The sequence below is a fragment of the Nocardia sp. NPDC005978 genome (assembly GCF_040614455.1).
GTDB lineage: Bacteria > Actinomycetota > Actinomycetes > Mycobacteriales > Mycobacteriaceae > Nocardia.
Genome location: NZ_JBEXUS010000001.1, coordinates 148416 through 166518 on the forward strand (window position 1 = coordinate 148416; position 18103 = coordinate 166518).

Genomic DNA, 18103 nt, shown 5'->3' on the forward strand with positions numbered 1-18103 from the left:
AAGCAGCACCGCCATGGACGATTTCGATCTGATCATCACCGCCGGCACCTGGTTCGACGGCACCGGCGCACCCGGGCTGACCCGCGATCTCGGCATTCGCGGCGGCATCGTGGTCAAGGTCTCGGCCGATCCGCTGACGCCCGGCCCGGACACCGAGGTGATCGATGCCGCCGGGCAGTGGGTCATGCCCGGGTTCCTCGACGTGCACACCCACTACGACGCCGAGATGCTGGTCAAACCCGAACTCTCGGAATCGCTTCGGCACGGGGTGACCACCGTCGTGATCGGCAACTGCTCGCTCTCGACCATCCTGGCGTCCAACGACGACTGCGCCGACATCTTCAGCCGCGTCGAGGCGGTGCCGCGCGAGGCGGTCCACCGCACGCTCGGCGAGCGCCGCACCTGGAGCGGGCCGGGCGAATACGCCAAAGCCCTGGACGAGATGCCGCTCGGCCCGAATATCGCCGCCTTCCTGGGACATTCGGACCTGCGCACCCACGTGCTGGGTCTCGATCGCGCCGTCACCCGCGACACCAGGCCCAGCGCCGCCGAGATCGAGCGCATGCAGCTGCTGCTCGGCGAGGCCATCGACGAGGGCTTCCTGGGGCTCTCGTCCATGTCCAACAAGCTGGACAAGATCGACGGCGAGGTCCACCGGTCCCGGTCGCTGCCCTCGACCTATGCGCGCGGGAAGGAGGTCCGCGCGCTGAACCGGGTGCTGCGCCGCAATCGCCGGGTGCTGCAGAGCGCGCCGACCATCGACCTGCGGCCCAACATCTACAAGTACTTCTGGGCCAGCTCGGGCCTGTTCGGCCGGCCCAAACTGCGCACCTCGCTGCTGTCCGCGGCCGATTCCAAGGCGTATCCGCCCCTGGCCTACTTCATGCTCTGGGCCGCGCCGCTGCTGAATCGCCTCGCGCGCACCGACTTCCGCTGGCAGCATCTGCCGGTGCCGTTCACGGTGTACGCGGACGGCATCGACCTGGTGGTGTTCGAGGAGTTCGGGGCGGGCGCCGCGGCACTGCACCTGAAGGACCAGGTCGAGCGCAACGAACTGCTGCGCGACGAGGGCTACCGGCGACGCTTCCGGCGCGAATACGACGACAAGTTCAGCCCGCGCATCTGGCACCGCGACTTCTTCGACGCGGAGATCATCGGCTGCCCCGACGCCACGGTCATCGGCAAGACCATCGGGCAGGTCGGCAAGGAACGCGGCCTGCATCCGGTCGATGCCTACCTGGACCTGGTGGTGGAGTACGGCCCGAAACTGCGCTGGCGCACCACGATCGCCAATGATCGGCCCAAGTACCTGGACAAGCTCGCCGCCAACGACGGCGTGCAGATGGGCTTCGGCGACGCGGGAGCGCATCTGCGGAACATGGCGTTCTACAACTACCACCTGCGCCTGCTCGAGCGGGTGCTGCGCGCACAGGACAGCAGGAAGCCGTTCCTGAGCGTCGAACGCGCCGTGCACCGGCTGACCGGTGAACTCGCGCGGTGGTATCGGATCGACGCGGGGCTGCTGCGCGAAGGCGACCGAGCCGACATCGCCATCGTCGATCCGGCCGGACTGGACTCGGCGGTGCACGGACTGCACGAGACGGCCATGCCGGAGTTCGGCCTCGATCGCATGGTCAACCGCAACGACCGGGCCGTCACCGCGACCATCGTCAACGGCAAGCCGGTATACCGCGCCGGGGTGTTCGCCGAGGGCCTCGGAACCGCCTGGGGCACCGGGCAATTCCTGCGCGCCGGACACCCGTCGGCCCGCTCGGTTCCCGCCGCGAGCCGCTGACTCGCCGGAATCACCACCGTCACAGCCGGATACGGAGCCATCACCCATGAGCAAGACACCCGAACCGGGCGAAGTCGCCCTGCAGGCCCGCAACGTCACCTTCGACTGGACCGGCACCCCGCTGCACTGGATGCCGGGCGAACCCGTCGCCTCCATGGTGATCAACGCCTTCAATCTGCTGCTCCCCGAGGGCGAGCGCATGTTCTGCCGCACGTTCACCGAGGCGCTGCCGCTGGTGCGCGACGAGAAGCTGCGCGAGCAGATGCTCGGCTTCATCGGGCAGGAGTCCATGCACGCCGAGACCCACAACAAGGTGCTCGATGAGGTGCTGGCCGTGCACGGCCTCGACTCCGGCCCGTACCTGCGGCAGATGGAGTTCCTGTTCCGCAAGCTGCTGGGACCGGCCGAGACCGGCGACGAGACGGCCCGTCATCAGCGACTGCTGGAGCGGCTCAACGTTATCGCGGTGCTCGAGCACTTCTTCGCCTGGCTGGGCGTGTGGGTGCTGAACGCCGATCTGGAGAAGCATCGCGCGGATCCGCGCATGGCGGATCTGTTCCGCTGGCACGGCGCCGAGGAGGTCGAGCATCGCAACGTGGCCCACGACGTGGCGGGCTACTTCGAGATGGGCTACCTGCGCCGCACCCTGCCGATCGTCGTGGCCTTCCCGACATTCATCCTGTTGATGCTGCGCGGTACCAAATTCCTTGTCCGGCAGGACCCGGGCCTGCCGAACCTGGGCTACCCCCGGCTCATCGTGCGCATCCTGGGCGCCATGCTGCGCGGCGCGCTGCCCGGGGTGCCGTCCCTGCTGTGGGGCATGCTCAGCATGTTCAATCCGCGCTACAGCCCGGAGAACATGGGCTCGACCGCGCAGGCCGTCGCGTACCTGGCGACCTCGCCTGCGGCCCGGCTCGCGGCATGAGCACGAACACCGCGTCGCGGCAGTCGAATCCGGCACCGCGACAGCCGGATCCCGCACGGCTCGATTCGGCACCGGCACAGCGCATTCCGGCGCCGCTCTACGGCCGCCGTCGGAGCGATCTGCTGATGGGCACCCTCTCGGCGATCCTCCACACGCGCCTGGGCTGGATCGAACGCGTGCACCGGCACGCCCCGCCCGCCCCCGAGAACGATCGCCGCATCGAGGTGGTCGTCACCGAGCGCCGGATCGAAGCCCGCGACAACGACGTGGTCGGCATCCGATTCGCCGCACCGGACGGCGGGGAACTGCCGGCGTGGATGCCGGGCGCGCACCTGGATGTGGAACTGCCCTCCGGCCGGCTGCGCCAGTACTCGCTGTGCGGCGACCCGCGCGACGCGAACAGCTATCGAATCGCGGTGCGCCGCATCCCGGATGGCGGCGGCGGATCCCGCGAGGTGCACGAGGCGCTGACACCGGGCACCCGGGTCACGATCCGGGGGCCGCGCAACGCGTTCCCTTTCGTGCCGCCCGGAAACGCCGGCACCCGAGTGCATTTCGTGGCCGGAGGCATCGGCATCACGCCGATCCTGCCCATGGTGCGGGCCGCCGCGCGCGCCGGGTCCAACTGGACCCTGATCTACACCGGCCGGGCGGCCGACACCCTGCCGTTCCTGCGCGAACTGGGCGAGTTCGGCGACCGCGTCACGGTCCGCACCGACGACATCCACGGCCTGCCCGACGCGACCGCACTGCTGGGCGGCGTCGGCCCCGGCGCCGCGGTCTACTGCTGCGGTCCGGCCGCCATGACCGCGACGATCACCGACGCGCTGCGCCACCGCCCCGAGATCGCCCTGTACTCCGAACGCTTCTCCGCCCCACCGGTTGTCGACGGCAAGCCCTTCGACGTCGTTCTCGCACGCACCGGCGAGACGGTCGAGGTGGCGGCCGATCGCACCATTCTCGAATCCGTGCTCGCGGTCCGCCCCGACACGGCCTACTCCTGCCGCCAGGGCTTCTGCCGCACCTGTCTGGTCCGCACGCTCGACGGCGAACCCGAGCACCGAGACACCGCCCTGACCCCGGACGAGCGCGCCGAGGGCGACATCCTCATCTGCGTCTCCCGGTGTGCGGGCGGGCGGCTGGTGCTGGACCTGTAGCACGCGTCATCGGCAACCTTCGATAGGCCGTGCGCGCCACAGGCAATCGTCGCGAGACGCACGCCCCCCACCCACGAAACGCACGCGCTGCCGATGGGCGGCTCACGCCCCCTCCCATGGAAACCCACACCTCACAACGAGCCGCCCACGCCCTCACAACAGGCGACTCACACACCCAAGGAAGCGCACGCCCTGACGACAACGGACAGGTGAACACAGCACGTGTGCTCAGTGGGCGCGGGGCACCCCCGCGGTCGCCTCCCACGCCGGGGCACTCCTGAACGAGGAAGAGCACCTCGAACGAGAGTGTTGTGCCCCCGCCGTCCTGGCCGCCCCGCTACGCCCCGAGGTCGAAATGGATCCCCGTGCGCAGCGTCGCCGTGGCGGAGATCCCGAACATCGCGTGGAACGTCTCGCTGAAGTGCGAGGGGGTCGCGAAGCCCGCGTCGGTGGCGGCCCGGGTCAGGTCGTGGCCCGCGCCCACGGACCGCATCGCGTGCACGATGCGCGCCCAGCGCTGGTAGCCGCGGAAGGTGGTCCCGCACTGCTGGGCGAAAACCCGCAGGAAGTGCGTGGTGGACAGGCCGAGGGAGGCGGCGATCGGCTCGGCGCGGTAGGTGTCGTTCGGATTGTCGCGGATGCCGGCTGCGACCCGGTCGATGCGCGGATCCGAGACACGCGCCGGACCCGAGACCGCCCGCGCGACAATGCGATCCGGGTCCGGATCGAGCCCGGCACACAGCTCGGCGAGTTCGCGTTCGTGGCGATGACCGAGCCCGTACGGCTCGTCGAACGCCGTCATCTCCCCCGCGATGGCCGAGGCGCTCGTGCTCGCGGGATCCACGAACAGCAGCAGTATCCAGCCGCCGGGCACGGTCACCCGATGTGGGGTGTGCGCGGGTGCGAAACAGCTGCCGGTGGTGATCGGCCCGTGGGTGGCGGTCTCCAGCTCGAACGGCCCGTCGAGACCGACGCTGAGCACCGCGACCGCCGGGGCGTGCAGATCGACCCCGAGCTCGGGTCCGATGTACCCGGCATGGGCGGGGCGAATCCACACCCGGGGCAATCTGTTCGGACCGCAGGTTTCCGAAAGCGCGCCGACGGTCACCCCTGCGAGCCTACCGGTGGGGCCCGTCGGCAGGACGGCCCGGCGGAGCGCGCGGACTCGCGGGAGCGGCGGTCGCGCTCCCCCACGACAACCCGAATCGGATCGGCATGCGAGCACGCCGCCCCGGTTCGCGAGGAGAGCGACGGCGCGCGATGACCACCACCGAACAGGCCCGGCCGACAGCCCGGGTCACACCACCCGATCCCCCGCCGCCGCACATGATCCGGCTGCTCGCGCCGTATCGATGGCGCTTCGCCGCGGTGCTGGCGCTCCAGGTGCTCGGCGCTGTCGCCGGTCTCGCACCGCTGCTGGCCGTGGTCGAGCTCGGCCGGACGCTGCTGTCCGCCGGGCCCATCGACCACGGGCACGTCCGGCTGATCGTGCTGGCCGGCGCCGCCGGGCTGCTCGTGCGGCTGGTGTGCACCGCCGCGTCCGCGGGCATCGGGCATCTGCTGGACAGCCGGGTGCAGCTGGACCTGCGCAGGCGGCTCGCCGATCGGCTGGGCCGGGTGCCGATCGGCTGGTTCGCGCGCAGGCGGACCGGCGAACTGGCGAAGATGGTGGGACAGGACGTCAGCGCCACGCATCCGCTGATCGCCCACGCGCCCGGCGAACTGGTCTCCGCGTTCGTCGTCCCGCTGGTGTCGCTGATCTATCTCGCCGCCATCGACTGGCGGCTGACCCTCATCACCCTGATTCCCGTCGTGCTCGCCCTGGCCCTGGTGCCGTTGATGATGACGCCGAACCGCCGGCGCCTGGAACACGAGATGGATGCGGCCATGAGCCGGATAAATTCTGCCGCAGTGGAATTCGTGCAGGGTATCGCGGTGGTCAAAGCCTTCGGCGGCGGTTCGCGCGCCCATCGCACGTTCCTGACGGCCGCGGACGACTTCACCGGCACCCTGCGCAGCTGGGTCTTCGGCATGTCCCTGATCGCCGCCGGCATGCAGCTGGCATTGTCGCCGCCGTTCGTGCTGCTGGTCGTGCTGATCGGCGGTTCGGCGTTCATCACCGGCGGCTCCCTGGCGCCCGCCGATCTGCTGCCGTTCCTGCTGCTCGGACTCGGCCTGACCGCGCCGGTGGCGGCACTCGGGCACGGCCTCGACGACCTGCAGGCCGCCCGGCGCGCACTCGGCCGAATCCGGGATGTGCTGGGCACCCCCGAGCTTCCCGAACCCGCGCGACCCGTTGTGCCGCGGGGACATCGCGTGGAGCTGCGGAACGTGCGATTCGGGTACGGCGACGGTCCGGAAGTCCTGCGCGGCATCGACCTGACCCTCGAACCCGGCACCGTGACCGCGCTGGTCGGGCCCTCCGGCAGCGGAAAGTCCACGCTGGTACAGCTTTTGCCGCGCTTCTTCGATCCCACGCACGGCGCGGTCCTGCTGGGCGGGGTGGATTTGCGCGAGCTGGGCAGCCGGGAACTGTACCGGCGGGTGTCGTTCGTCTTCCAGGACGTGCGGCTGCTGCGCGCCTCGGTCGCGGACAACATCGCGCTGGCCGCGCCGCACGCCGCCCTCGACGACGTGGTGCGGGTGGCCGAGCTGGCCGACATCCACGATCGAATCCTCGAACTCCCGCGGGGATACGAGACCGTGCTGGGTGCGGATGCCGACCTGTCCGGCGGTGAGGCGCAACGGATTTCCCTCGCCCGCGCCCTGCTCGCCGATACGCCGGTGCTCGTGCTGGACGAGGCGACCTCGTTCGCCGATCCCCTGACCGAGCGCGCGGTGCGACGGGCACTGGCCGGTCTCGCCGCCGACCGGACGATTCTCGTCATCGCACACCGGCTGGAGACCATCGCCGACGCGGACGCCGTGGTGGTGCTGGAGAACGGCGTGGTCGTCGAACAGGGTCGTCCGGCCGAATTGCGCACCGGTTCGGGCAGATTCGCCGAACTTCACGGCGCACACGCCCGGCGGGATCGACCACTCCGCGACCACGTTATGGAACCGGCCGTGCCCGACCACGGACCGCACGACAACAGCCGGGAAGGCGACCCGCGATGATCCGCATGCTCCTGCACCTGCTCGGCCACGACTACGCGGCGCCGCTGCGGCGCACCCTGGCGCTGATGACGGCCACCGCCGTCGCCGAGGGCCTCTCGTACGCGTTCCTGGTCCCCCTGCTGCGCGCGCTGTTCGGCGACAGTCCCGAGGACGGACGCCCCTGGCTGATCGCCTTCGCCCTCGCGGTCGCGGTGTACGCGATCCTGCGGTACCGCGGCGACCTGGCCGGCTTCCGGGTCGGCACCGCGCTACTGCACGGGGTCTACCACCGGCTCGGAGATCACCTGGCGCGCCTGCCCATCGGCTGGTTCACCGCGCGCCGCGTGGGTGAGGTGTCCGAACTGGCCGGCGCCGGGGTGCTGCAGTCGATGGGCGTCATCGCGCACATCCTGGGACCGTTCCTGTCCGCCTGCGTGACACCGCTGACCATCGTGCTGGTCATGCTCGCCTACCAGTGGCAGCTGGGCCTGGCGGCACTGCTGGCCGCACCGGTCGTGGTGCTGATCCAGATCCGGACCGGCCGGGCGATGGCGGACACCGACGCCGACCGCGACGAGCGCGACCGGGAGGCCACCGCGCGGGTCATCGAATACCTTCGCGCACAACCGGTGTTGCGCGCGGGCGGGCGCACCGCCGAACGGTTCGGGCTGCTCGACGACGCTCTGAGCGAGGTGGCACGGGCGAGCCGGAACTCCATTCGCGCGGCGGTGCCCGGTCTGCTGGGCTCGGCGCTCACGGTGCAGGCGGTCTTCACCGCACTCCTGGCACTCGGCGCGTATCTGGCGGTGGGTGGAAACATCGGCGCGGCAGAGGTTCTCGCGATCCTGGTGCTGGCGGCCCGCAGCGCGGATCCACTGCTGTCGCTCTCGGACATCGGGAGCCAGCTCCGTTCCGGTCGCGCGGTGCTGACGAAGATCGACGCGGTGCTGCGCACCGAACCGCTCCCGGAACCGCGCACCCCGCTCAGTCCGGCCGGTCATGACGTGGAGTTCGACGCGGTGACCTTCCGGCGCGGTGGGCGGCCGGTGGTCCGCGACATGTCGCTCACCGTTCCCGCGGGTACCCGGCTCGCGATCGTCGGCCCGTCCGGGTCGGGCAAAAGCACACTGCTGCAACTACTCGCGCGGTTCTACGACGTGGACGGCGGCGCGGTGCGGATCGGCGGGGTGGATGTCCGCTCGATGAGCACGGACGACCTGATGTCGCGGATCGCGATCGTCTTCCAGGACGTGTACCTGTTCGACGGAACGATCGCGGAGAACATCCGGCTCGGGCGGCCCGGGGCGACGGAGGCCGAGGTGCGAGCGGCGGCGAGCGCGGCGCAGCTCGACGAGGTGATCGAGCGGCTGGCCGATGGGTGGAATACGCAGGTGGGTGAGGGCGGGTCGCTGCTGTCCGGTGGTGAGCGGCAGCGTGTTTCGATCGCGCGGGCGCTGTTGAAGGACGCGCCGATCGTGCTGCTGGACGAGGTGACTTCGGCGCTGGATCCGGTGAACGAGGGGGCCGTGCACGCGGGCGTGGATCGACTGATGGCGGGGCGAACCGTGGTGGTTGTCGCGCATCGGCTGCGCACGGTGCGCAGTGCCGATCACATCGTGTTTCTCGACGGCGGGACGGTTGTGGAGGCGGGGAGTCACGATGAGCTCGTGTGTGGGGGTGGGCGGTATGCGGAGTTCTGGCGGGTCGCTATGGCACCGGAGTTGGATCGGGCGGGGTAGGAAGGATCTTCGGTGCCCGACCGTCGGGTCAGCGTTCCCAGCCGTCGGATCGACATTGTCGGGCGTCGGGTGGGCGTTCCCGGCTTTCGGGGAATCGGAGCGTTGGGAGGTGGCTGAGTTCCGGAACGACTGGATAACGAGAACCAGCGTTGCCCGGCCGAGAACGTGGGTCGCGGTTCCAGCCCTACCGGGCCGATAGCGGAGTGGCCCCGGCGGTGGGTGGGCGACGCGATGTGAGTTCCCGTCGGCTCGGGATGCGGTCGCGTGGGGGCGGGTCGACGGCAGCGAATCGACCCTCGGAGCAAGCGGGTGGGCACGGCGGCGGACTCTCGCGCGCGCCTGTCAGCTGTGGTTATGCTCCGAGGTGTTGACATATGCAGGTAAATACCTGCATTATTTTCGGGTGCAACCCGAACCCGACATGGACATGGTTTTCAAGGCGTTGGCGGACCCCACCCGGAGGCTGGTGCTCGACCGGCTGCGGGAGCAGAACGGGCAGACGCTGCGTGAGCTTTGCGAGCGCGTGGACATGGCTCGGCAGTCCCTGACGCAGCACGTGGACATCCTGGTGGCCGCCGGGCTCGTCACCGTGCTGCGGCGTGGGCGGGAGCGGGTGCACTACATCAATCCGGCACCGATCCACGACATCGAGATGCGGTGGATCTCCGTCTTCGACCAGCCCCGGCTGGACGTGATCCGCGGTATCAAGAATCAGGCAGAGGAGTACGCCATGACCACGGCCGTAGCCAACTACGTGTACGTCACCTACATTCGCGCCAGCGCCGAGCAGGTCTGGAAGGCGCTGACCGACGCGGACCTCACCGCCCAGTACTGGGGACACGCGAATGTGTCCGACTGGCAACAGGGTTCGACCTGGGAGCATCGCCGCGTCGACGGCACCGGCAAGATCGACGTGATCGGCAAGGTGCTCGAAACCGATCCCCCCAAGCGCCTGGTCGTCACGTTCGAGGATTCCCTGGAGGAGGATCGCGATCCGTCGGTGGTGACGTTCCTGATCGAGCCGCACCGGGACATCGTCCGGCTCACCGTCACCCACGAGAATCTGCCGAACGAGGAGATGCTGCAGGGCATTTCGTCCGGCTGGCCCGCCGTGCTGGCCAACCTCAAGTCGCTGCTCGAGACCGGGGCGGTACTGCCGCAGGCACCCTGGGACATGTGATGCCGGGGAGGCCGTGAGCTCCGGCCGCCCCTCGGGTCAGACGTCCCGCTCGATACGGGTGACCGCCGCTCGCCTGGTCTCGAGCTCCTCAGAGGCGTCAGTAGCGATGGAATTGATGCGTTCGCGGACTTCGGGATTCGAGAGATCGGCGTGTGCGATGCCGATCTCTCGGGTGCCGGACTCGCAGTCGTCCAGGCATTCGATCGCATACCGCACGGGGAAGTCCGCTGCCAGCGTGCTCAATGCCCCCGCGCAACGCTCACGCAGATACGAATAGGGCGTGCTGACGAAGATCTCCTCGATCGGCGATCGCGCAGGTGCGTAGGTCAGCCGGCCGAGGGCCGGGACTATGTCGCACAGGTCCCCGATGCCCTCGTCACCGGCCGCGGCGGCGGAGATCATATAGTCGAACAGCATTGGCGCGTCGGCGCTTTCACCGATTCTCGCCAGCATGGACAGCGCGTCGTCGTGCTGACCGCCGCCGGGGGAAAGGCTTGTTCGAGCCCAAGTGAGCGCATCGGGCGATCGGAGCTCCCGGAACTGCCTGCGCAACCAGATTCGAACCTCGCGCGGCAGTTCCCGGTCGGTGAGCCGCACGGACGCGACGTCCAGCAGGAACCTCGACCATCGTTCGTCGCTGAGCGACCGGACTTCGGCGGCCGTCAGATACCCGGCCTCGACCGCCAAACGCACCGCCCGATCCCGGAGCCTCACGTTTCGCGCCGCGGCTCCCGGCCGGTCGCACTTGCTCTCGGCCTGTTCGCGTTCCACGGCAACAGCGGCGCGTTCCGTGCGCGGACTCGATTGCCGCCAGCTCAGCCACGGATGCGCGGACAGATCGGGGAATTGCCATGACGAACGCAGCAGGTACGTCAGTTCTTCGTCATCGACGATCGCGAGAAGGTCGTCGTGGAGTCCTTCGGCTTCGGGATGATCCACGAAGGGCAGGAGATGACTCATGGCCAAGTGTGGATCGCGTCCCGTGGCGAGGTAGCGGCGCAATTCGGTTACCGCACCGGGAATCCCGCGCTGTGCCAGGCATTCGAAGACGCCGGTGACGATCCAGGCATCGGAGTCGCCGCGCGGGTCGTGCGGGGAGGAATAGGCGGGGCGTAAATCCGCGAGGTCGATGCCGAGATCCGTTACTAGCGTCGCGTACAGCCACGCTCGGGACTCGACCTGGTGATCCCAGCGGGGGTCGTGGACTATGCAGTCGACAACGTGGGTGGCTGCGGCTTGCCGGTTCGAGCGGGCTCGAGCTCGGGAGGCTCCGCGACCGCGCTGGATCATGCCCAGCAGGGTGTCGGGAGCCGCTCGGAGGAGTTCGGCAGGGTCCTGGGCGGGGAGATCATTGCTCTCGGGTGCGACCACCGCGCGACTTTAGAATTTCGGGGGCGGTGCGGGCCAGGAATTAATGGCCGGCGGGTGGGATTATGGGCGGCGGCGGATCAGTGTCCGAATCATCGGTTGGTCTGAATATCGTTGTATCACAATCGAATTGGGCTATTCATGGTTGCTATGACGGGGTAGAATGGGGGGATGAATTCGGGAAGGGAATCCGCTATCGCGCAGAGTGCACACGCATTCGCTGCCGCGGTGGAAGGCCTGCTCGAATCACCGATGTTTCCGTTGTCCGATGACGAGTTCATTGAGTTCATGCAGGAACTCGAAACCAGTTTCCGGAAACTCGACGTGGTCAAGCAGCAGTGTGCGCTCGAATCCGGAGCGCGGGGGCTGCCCGCACGGGCCGGGGTGAAGAGCCCGATCCTGTTCCTGCAGGAGACACTGCGGCTGTCACACCAGGAAGCTGCCGCTCGGGTTCGTAACGCCGACCTGCTCTCGACCGTGCAGGAAGGCTCGTTCCACCGGCCGCCGGTGTTGCCGCGTGTGGCCGAAGCACAACGGGCCGGGGACATTTCCGCCGACCACATCAAGGCGATCAAGGATGTACTCGCGCGGATCCCCGATGCCGCGGGCGTGGAAGCCAAAGACCTCGCCGAACAACACCTGACCGCGTACGCCCGCCAGGGTGACCCGAAGGGTGTGACCACCCTCGGGGTTCGAGTCCTGGCCTACACCGACCCCGATGGCCGCCTGGTCGAAGCCAAGGACCGCCAGCGGGTGCGGGGTATCACGATCGGGAACCAGCGGATCGATGGCATGTACCCGATCTCGGGATTGCTGACCCCGCAACTGGGTGCGGTGTTCATCCCGGTGATCGAGAAGCTCGGCCGACCCGGCATGTGTAACCCCGATGACCCCGAAAGCCCTTGGACCACCACTGAACTCGGCATCGATACCGAACTCGACGACGGCGACACCATCGACGATGGCACCGAGGTAGACGACGCGTCGTTGACTCCGGCCGAGCGGGCTCGGGCTGCCGCACGCGCGAAGGTGCGTGCGGCTGCCAAGCGCGATCACCGCACCGCCGCTCAACGCAATCACGATGCGCTGCTCACTTTCCTGCGCCCGGACATGGGGCCGTCGAGGCTGGGATCGCATCGCGGGCTGCCGGTCTCGACCATCGTCACGATGAGTATCGAGGATCTCGAACGCCGCATCGGGATCGCAACGACCGCGACCGGTGGCACGATGTCGATCACCGAAGCCCTCGAGGTCGCCACGAACTGCACCCGATACCTGCTGGTGGCCGACTCGGATGGCCGCCCGTTGCATCTGTCTCGTGGTCAGCGCTTGGCCAACCCGGCGCAGCGATTGGCGTTGACCGCGACCGAGCGGGGTTGCACCCGCCCCGGATGCGACGCGCCGGCGAGCCGATCGGCGGTGCACCACATCAAGGAATGGGCCGATGGCGGCGACACCGACATCGAGAACCTGACATTCGCGTGCGACGCCTGCCACGCACAGATCAACACCGGCCCGAACGGCTGGAAAACGATCGTGATGCCCGAGGATTCGGAGCATCCGGGCAAGACCGGGTGGATACCACCACCGCATATCGACCCCGCTCGCAGACCTCGTGTGAACTTGCGTCACCACCCCCGAGTGCCGGGTATCCCTGCCCGGCGACTCTGCTAGCAGCATCGCCGCCGGTACCGACCCGGACCCCCTGTGCGCCAAGCGCTTCCGCCCATTGCCTCTTCGGCCTTCGATGCCGAAGGGGCTCGCGCGCGCCTGTGGCCCTGCCCGGCCTTCCCGCCCGTGCAGCGGGTGCGACTCCACGGCATCGGTATTCACTCCAGTGGCCGACGTAGCCCCAACCCAAACCCACCCTCCGGCTTCCAGCGGGGTTCGGGAGAACAAGCAAGAACAACGCGGCAATGCTGGTTACCTCGCCAGCCGTACCCGACCTCGGCTCCCCCGTTGGGAGCCTGTTCGTCCTTCCAGCGTGGCTGGATGGCCGTGGGAACCCTCTCGAGACTTACAGACAAAGATCCGTCATCGCTGAATGCTGGTACTGCCTTAGAGGGTGATCGTGGTGAGCGGTAATCGATTCGAGGCTAGCTTGTACCCCGCCGGTGGTGGATCCCTCTTATCGGCCCGGTAGGGCCGGTACCGCCGTCGAGGCTCCGAACCGGTCCCCGCTGGTATTCCGTTATCCAGGCTGCTTTGCCCCGGGAGGGCTGGAACCGCAGCCCGGCCTCCCCATCTGCACCCCGCTGGTTCTCGTTATCCAGGCTGCTCTCCCCGAGGGGGCCGGAACCGCAGCTCGACCCCCTGACCGGTCCACGCTGGTTCTCGTTATCCAGTCGTTCGTCAACCCAGCCAGCCACCCAACGCTCCGACAATCACCCCGGCAGAACCACCCCTCCACCGGCCCCCTCACCCCACAACAGGCAAGGTGACAACCCCTTCCGGAATCACCGAAACCGAGTGCACGGTGGGAACCTTCGCCACCGGATCCGGCAACAACAACCGCCAGTCCTCGGACACCCACAACACCACCTGCTCGGCCGAAGTGATGGACGCATCCGGATACGTCGAATACACGGTGAGATCCGCCCGCTCCGCCGAATAGTTGTTGATCTTGTATGCCGTGATGCGAGGCGCAAGCGCCGGATTGGCGGCCGACGTGATGGAGATCTGCGAGCGCGAGAGAACCCAGTTGTCCTTGGCGGGCCCGGGGATGAGGGACTGCGATGCTATCTGCGGCCACGTGGTGTCCGGCGCGAGCGAGAGCCGCACGTTGTGATTGATGGCGGCCAGCGCTGCCCCCTGGGGCGAGTGGGTGTATCCCGTGGCGGCAGTGCCGAGGTTCTTGGGGCCGTCGGCGCCGATGGGAAGTTGGATGCCCTGGTACGACTCCCAGTGGATGCCGGCCGGCGGGCGCGAGGGATCCGGGGCTTCGGTCGTGGGGGTCGTGCCGGAAGGACCGTCGCTGCCACAGGCGGTGAGGAGCAGGGTGGCCGCCAGGATCGGTAGTGCCGCGAGACGGCGGAGCCGGGTGGCCGATGGCCGCGCGAGCGATTGCCGAGAGTGTGCTGACTTGGCGCACATGCGAATTCCTTCCGCGAACCGGTGCCTGTTCGAGACATGTTGGGGCGCACGGTTCTTACGGGGGTTGACGGGGATCATACGGCCGTCGGATCGATTAGTAGGAAGAATTGGTTCCGACTGTCCCGTATCCGGTTGTGGCGAGCGTGGTTACGAGTAGGATCGAACCCGGAACATGATCATCGCACGGTGGTGGGGTTTCGGCATGGGTCACAGTGACACGGGTCGGGGGATCATCTGCGATGGGGTCGGTCACGGGCATACAGCCTGGCCGTCAGGGGGATTCGGGCCGGGGAGTCCAGTGTTGACCGTATGGGGAATGGGGTAGAGATGAGCGCTACACGTACCTCGCTCGCATGGTCGGTTCTGCCGATGCTGCTGGTAGCGAGCCAGGGAGTCGCCGCGGCGGCACCTGGGCAACCGGGGCTGGCCGTGCCCGGTGAAGGACAGCCCGGGCTGAGTACGACGCCCGAGCCGCCCGCGGTGAATACCGCGCCCAGTCCGGCGGATTGGATTCCGGATCCGCCCGTCGCGCCGCCGAATCGCCCTCGGCCGCAGCAGCAGACTCGGCCGAATATCGATACCCTCGTGCAGCCGGAGACTCAGGAAGAGTCTGCGCCTGAGGAGGCGACGGTCGCGCCGAATGATCAAGCTGCGGTTATGCCGTCGGACCCGCACAAATTGCGGGTCGGCACGAATACTGTGCAGTTGCCGGACTTCATCGATGAGAAGTCGCGCGATAAGGCGCAGTCCTACCTGGACATGGCGGAGTGGCAGATTGCTGCCGCCTATGACGGGCTGGGGTTCCCGCGTGATCAGTCGGACCGCATGGCCGCAGGAAGTTTGGCCGGCACAGTAATTGGCGGTGGGCTCGGAATCGGGGGCACGGCCGTTTTCGGCTTGGCAGGCTGCGCTATTGGTGGCGTAGTCGGTGTCGTGGCGGGCGGGCTCATTGGTGGAGTTCCGACCGGAGGTGCAGGCGCACCTGTCGGTGGCGCAATCGGCGGTGCAGCCGGGTGTCTTATCGGTGGCGCGGTCGGTGCTCTCCCGGGTGCAGTCATCGGTGCGACAGCAGGTGCCCTCGCAGGTGGTGTCTTCGGTGGGCTTTCGGGCGCAAACCCTCAGGTCGCTCCCCCTGCTCCACCCCCGCTCATCGAGGTCGCAGCTCCCGTCGAGCCTGCCGTGCAACCGGTCTCGGCCCCCGTCATCGCCGCTCCCGTAGTCCCCGACTACGTCCCCGTCGAGATCGCCGAACCCGTGGTCCAGGCCGTCGCGCCCGTGGTCCAGCAGGTCAATACCGCCGTGGACCAGGCTGCCGTTCAGGTGGCGCAGGTGGTCGATCAAGCCGTGACCACCGTTGATTCGCTGCGGTCCGCCGTGGCCCAAATGCCCGTCCTGACACCGGAAGCCTTCCTGGCCTCCATCCAGCCTGCCCCGGGTGTCTGACACGAACGAAAAGGGTGACGCCGTGATCGAAGAGAAGGATGTCACGGCGGCGAGACCACCGATGCCGGCTCTGCCGCCGAATCCCGAGGGTCCGCAGGCGGACTCGGCTCCGGATCCGGCTGCGGGCTGGGCGCAATGGCTCGATGCGGGTCATGCGCCGGATGCGCACGGCGAAGCTCGCGCGCGCACGTCCGCGGAGTTGTATCTGGCCGCCGAGGATCCGATGGCGCCGCTGGTCAGTGCTGCTCGTGAGCGGGCCGCGATTACGCGCAGGCACAAGGTGATTCGGGATCGGATCGCGCTGAGCGGTGTCGCGGTGGTGGCGTTCGCCGTGCTGGCCGCCGCGCTGTGGTTCCAGTTCAAGCCCGAGGAGTCCACGGCCGCGCCCGCCGCTGTGCCGGTGACCGAGTCGGTGACGCCCGTGGTGGATCGGCCGGGATCGCAGTCCTGGTGCCGCGAGACCAATACGCCGGATCAGGTGAGTGGTTCCGGTCTGGGTGATCTCACCACGGGTCCCGGTGTCATTCTGCGCCTGGAGCACGCCTGGTACGTGCAGCGCGATGCCGCGGTGGTGCGGGCCCTACTCACCCCGGATGCGCTCGCCGCGCCGGAGCAGGCCACTCGCGATGCCATCGCGCAGGTTCCGGCCGGTACGCAGCACTGTGTGAGCGTGGCTCGCATGAATGTCGCCGATCGCTGGAGTGTCACCGTGGACGAGCGCCGTCCCGATGGCTCGCAGACGTCGTGGCAGCAGATCTTCACCACCACCGTTCGAGACGGTCAGGTGCGCATCAGTTCCATTGTGGCGAGCGGACAGTGAACCATGACCGACGTCCACGATCTCATTCGCCGATTGAGCGATCCCCCGCTCAGTGATCTCATGCAGCCGGGTCCGGCCGGCTCACCGACGGATTCGGTGCCGCTGCGCGGTGGTCAGGGCAGGCTGGTGCGGCCCGTGCTGCCCTCGGTGCTGATTCTCGGCGGATCCGGTTCTTCCGGCGCGTCCACGACCGCGCTCGGCCTGGCCGCCGCCGCTGCCGTGGACGGCGAGGGCGAGATCTGGCCGGTGGCCGTGGATTCCACGCTCGGCGGCGGTGATCTCGCGCTGCGCGGCTGTGATACCTCCGCACCGGTGAGCACCGTGCAGAGCTGGCTGGCCACCGATCATCCCGAATTCCCGTCCAGTGTGGAGGCGTGCGCGGGCCGGACGTCCACCGGTGTGCGGGTGCTGACTCGTAGCCCGGATGCCTTCCCGCGCCGTGAAACGCTCGTCTCGGTGGCTCGGCACCTCGAAACCGCCGGCCTGCTGGCTGTTTTCGACGCGGGCGCCCCGGTGACGAGTCGATTGGCCGCGCCGCTGCTGTCCGATCCCCGGGTGGGTCTGGTGATCACCGTGGCCGCGCGCCCGGATGCCATCAATCGCCTGCAACCGGCGTTGACCTGGCTGGATGACAATTTCAGCGAGTTCGTGGTCGGCGATGCGGTGATCGTGCTGACCGAGCAGGTCCCCGGTTCGGCGGCCACCGTGGTCGATCACGTGCGCGCGCATCTGGGCTCGTGGGTGCGCGAAGTCGTGAAGATTCCCTTCGATATGCACCTGGCCACCGGCGGCAAGATCACCTGGCATCGTCTGGCCGCCGAGACGCGCGATGCCTATCTCGCACTGCTCGGGGCGCTGCGATGACGGGCGGTGCGGCGCCGGTTCCCATGTGGCACCGCGCTGTTCCCAATCGGCCCGCGCGCCCGCCGCTGGTCTGGCTCATCGGCATGCACGGTGGCGCCGGGGTGAGCAGTCTCGCCGCGAGCATGAGCTGGGCCGGGGATGCCGGGCAGCGCTGGCCCGCGCGCATCGGGCTCGGCGCGGATATGGATTCACCGCTGGTCGTGCTGGTGGCGCGCACTCATATGCGCGGGCTCAACACGCTGCAGCGGGCGCTCGTCGCGCACCAGAAACAGGCGACGCCGGCCGGGAGTGAGATCGTCGGCCTGATCACCGTCGCCGATTCCGCACGGCCGCTCCCGATTCCGGCGGACGAGCGCCGCCGCGAGGTGGAAGCGCTCGCCTTCGAGTTGGGCGCGCAGTCCTGGCGGCTGGGCTGGCTCGAACAGTGGCGCGCGCTCGAACCCCACGAATTGGCGGCCTGGGAGCCCGGCTCCGGCATCAGTCCGCTGGAGGACGGCGATCCCACTCGCACTCCACCGCAACCGGTTCGGCTTCTGGCCGAGCTGATTCTCACCACCGCCCGCGCGGCGGGGGCGAGGATCACCGCCCGCGCGCAACCCGTCGCGCTCAATGCGAGTACTTGA

At 68.5% G+C, this 18103-nt stretch carries 14 protein-coding genes; 11 read left to right on the forward strand and 3 right to left on the reverse strand.

Annotated elements, in window-relative coordinates:
• The first annotated feature begins 13 nt into the window (after positions 1–13).
• Genes ABZ319_RS00740 through ABZ319_RS00750 form a run of 3 tightly spaced genes read left to right on the forward strand, consistent with a single transcriptional unit; the run spans position 14 to position 3877 of the window.
• The gene (locus ABZ319_RS00740; RefSeq protein ID WP_354984164.1) at positions 14–1795 is read left to right on the forward strand and encodes an amidohydrolase family protein; all 1782 of its coding nucleotides are present in this window, start codon (positions 14–16) and stop codon (positions 1793–1795) included.
• 46 nt (positions 1796–1841) lie between these two features.
• Positions 1842–2720, forward strand: a complete 879-nt coding sequence (locus tag ABZ319_RS00745; protein ID WP_354984165.1) for a metal-dependent hydrolase — start codon at positions 1842–1844, stop codon at positions 2718–2720.
• Complete coding sequence (locus tag ABZ319_RS00750) at positions 2717–3877, forward strand: PDR/VanB family oxidoreductase (RefSeq protein WP_354984166.1); 1161 nt, start codon at positions 2717–2719, stop codon at positions 3875–3877. The genes ABZ319_RS00745 and ABZ319_RS00750 overlap by 4 nt, the downstream gene beginning before the upstream one ends.
• Positions 3878–4214: 337 nt before the next feature.
• On the opposite strand, the gene ABZ319_RS00755 is transcribed toward ABZ319_RS00750, so the two are convergent.
• Complete coding sequence (locus tag ABZ319_RS00755; protein WP_354984167.1) at positions 4215–4985, reverse strand: helix-turn-helix domain-containing protein; 771 nt, start codon at positions 4983–4985, stop codon at positions 4215–4217.
• A gap of 152 nt (positions 4986–5137) precedes the next feature.
• On the opposite strand from ABZ319_RS00755, the gene ABZ319_RS00760 reads away from it, so the two are divergent.
• From ABZ319_RS00760 to ABZ319_RS00770, 3 genes are all read left to right on the forward strand, one after another.
• Positions 5138–6994 (forward strand): ABC transporter ATP-binding protein, encoded by a 1857-nt coding sequence (locus ABZ319_RS00760; protein ID WP_354984168.1) that lies wholly within the window; start codon positions 5138–5140, stop codon positions 6992–6994.
• Entirely contained in the window at positions 6991–8712 is a 1722-nt protein-coding gene (locus ABZ319_RS00765; protein WP_354984169.1) for an ABC transporter ATP-binding protein, read from the forward strand. The genes ABZ319_RS00760 and ABZ319_RS00765 overlap by 4 nt, the downstream gene beginning before the upstream one ends.
• Positions 8713–9139: 427 nt before the next feature.
• Positions 9140–9892, forward strand: a complete 753-nt coding sequence (locus ABZ319_RS00770) for a metalloregulator ArsR/SmtB family transcription factor (protein ID WP_354984236.1) — start codon at positions 9140–9142, stop codon at positions 9890–9892.
• A gap of 36 nt (positions 9893–9928) precedes the next feature.
• Here the strand turns inward: ABZ319_RS00770 and ABZ319_RS00775 are convergent, their stop codons facing one another.
• Positions 9929–11263 carry a hypothetical protein gene (locus ABZ319_RS00775; RefSeq protein WP_354984170.1) on the reverse strand — a complete coding sequence of 445 codons (1335 nt, stop codon included), beginning with the start codon at positions 11261–11263 and terminating at the stop codon, positions 9929–9931.
• Between the two features lie 168 nt (positions 11264–11431).
• Between ABZ319_RS00775 and ABZ319_RS00780 the strand changes: the two genes are divergently transcribed.
• The gene (locus ABZ319_RS00780) at positions 11432–12934 is read left to right on the forward strand and encodes a DUF222 domain-containing protein (protein WP_354984171.1); all 1503 of its coding nucleotides are present in this window, start codon (positions 11432–11434) and stop codon (positions 12932–12934) included.
• Between the two features lie 744 nt (positions 12935–13678).
• On the opposite strand, the gene ABZ319_RS00785 is transcribed toward ABZ319_RS00780, so the two are convergent.
• A complete protein-coding gene (locus ABZ319_RS00785) occupies positions 13679–14431 on the reverse strand; it encodes a hypothetical protein (protein ID WP_354984172.1) in 753 nt (250 codons plus the stop codon).
• 249 nt (positions 14432–14680) lie between these two features.
• Here ABZ319_RS00785 and ABZ319_RS00790 point away from each other — a divergent pair, with 249 nt between their 5' ends.
• The 4 genes from ABZ319_RS00790 to ABZ319_RS00805 are packed head-to-tail and all read left to right on the forward strand — an operon-like array spanning position 14681 to position 18103.
• On the forward strand, positions 14681–15796 hold the full coding sequence (locus ABZ319_RS00790) for a hypothetical protein (protein ID WP_354984173.1): 1116 nt from the start codon (positions 14681–14683) through the stop codon (positions 15794–15796).
• Complete coding sequence (locus ABZ319_RS00795; RefSeq protein WP_354984174.1) at positions 15789–16616, forward strand: hypothetical protein; 828 nt, start codon at positions 15789–15791, stop codon at positions 16614–16616. Before ABZ319_RS00790 ends, ABZ319_RS00795 begins: the two co-directional genes overlap by 8 nt.
• Positions 16617–16619: 3 nt before the next feature.
• Positions 16620–17480: a hypothetical protein gene (locus tag ABZ319_RS00800; RefSeq protein WP_354984175.1), complete on the forward strand. Its 861-nt coding sequence runs from the start codon at positions 16620–16622 to the stop codon at positions 17478–17480.
• Positions 17477–18103: a hypothetical protein gene (locus tag ABZ319_RS00805; RefSeq protein ID WP_354984176.1), complete on the forward strand. Its 627-nt coding sequence runs from the start codon at positions 17477–17479 to the stop codon at positions 18101–18103. Before ABZ319_RS00800 ends, ABZ319_RS00805 begins: the two co-directional genes overlap by 4 nt.

Coding starts and splice junctions, on each gene's coding strand:
- ABZ319_RS00750 (WP_354984166.1), top strand. CDS start 2,717: ATGAGCACGAACACCGCGTCGCGGCAGTCGAATCCGGCACCGCGACAG.
- ABZ319_RS00785 (WP_354984172.1), bottom strand. CDS start 14,431: ATGATCCCCGTCAACCCCCGTAAGAACCGTGCGCCCCAACATGTCTCG.
- ABZ319_RS00760 (WP_354984168.1), top strand. CDS start 5,138: ATGACCACCACCGAACAGGCCCGGCCGACAGCCCGGGTCACACCACCC.
- ABZ319_RS00745 (WP_354984165.1), top strand. CDS start 1,842: ATGAGCAAGACACCCGAACCGGGCGAAGTCGCCCTGCAGGCCCGCAAC.
- ABZ319_RS00770 (WP_354984236.1), top strand. CDS start 9,140: ATGGTTTTCAAGGCGTTGGCGGACCCCACCCGGAGGCTGGTGCTCGAC.
- ABZ319_RS00740 (WP_354984164.1), top strand. CDS start 14: ATGGACGATTTCGATCTGATCATCACCGCCGGCACCTGGTTCGACGGC.
- ABZ319_RS00790 (WP_354984173.1), top strand. CDS start 14,681: ATGAGCGCTACACGTACCTCGCTCGCATGGTCGGTTCTGCCGATGCTG.
- ABZ319_RS00765 (WP_354984169.1), top strand. CDS start 6,991: ATGATCCGCATGCTCCTGCACCTGCTCGGCCACGACTACGCGGCGCCG.
- ABZ319_RS00800 (WP_354984175.1), top strand. CDS start 16,620: ATGACCGACGTCCACGATCTCATTCGCCGATTGAGCGATCCCCCGCTC.
- ABZ319_RS00780 (WP_354984171.1), top strand. CDS start 11,432: ATGAATTCGGGAAGGGAATCCGCTATCGCGCAGAGTGCACACGCATTC.
- ABZ319_RS00805 (WP_354984176.1), top strand. CDS start 17,477: ATGACGGGCGGTGCGGCGCCGGTTCCCATGTGGCACCGCGCTGTTCCC.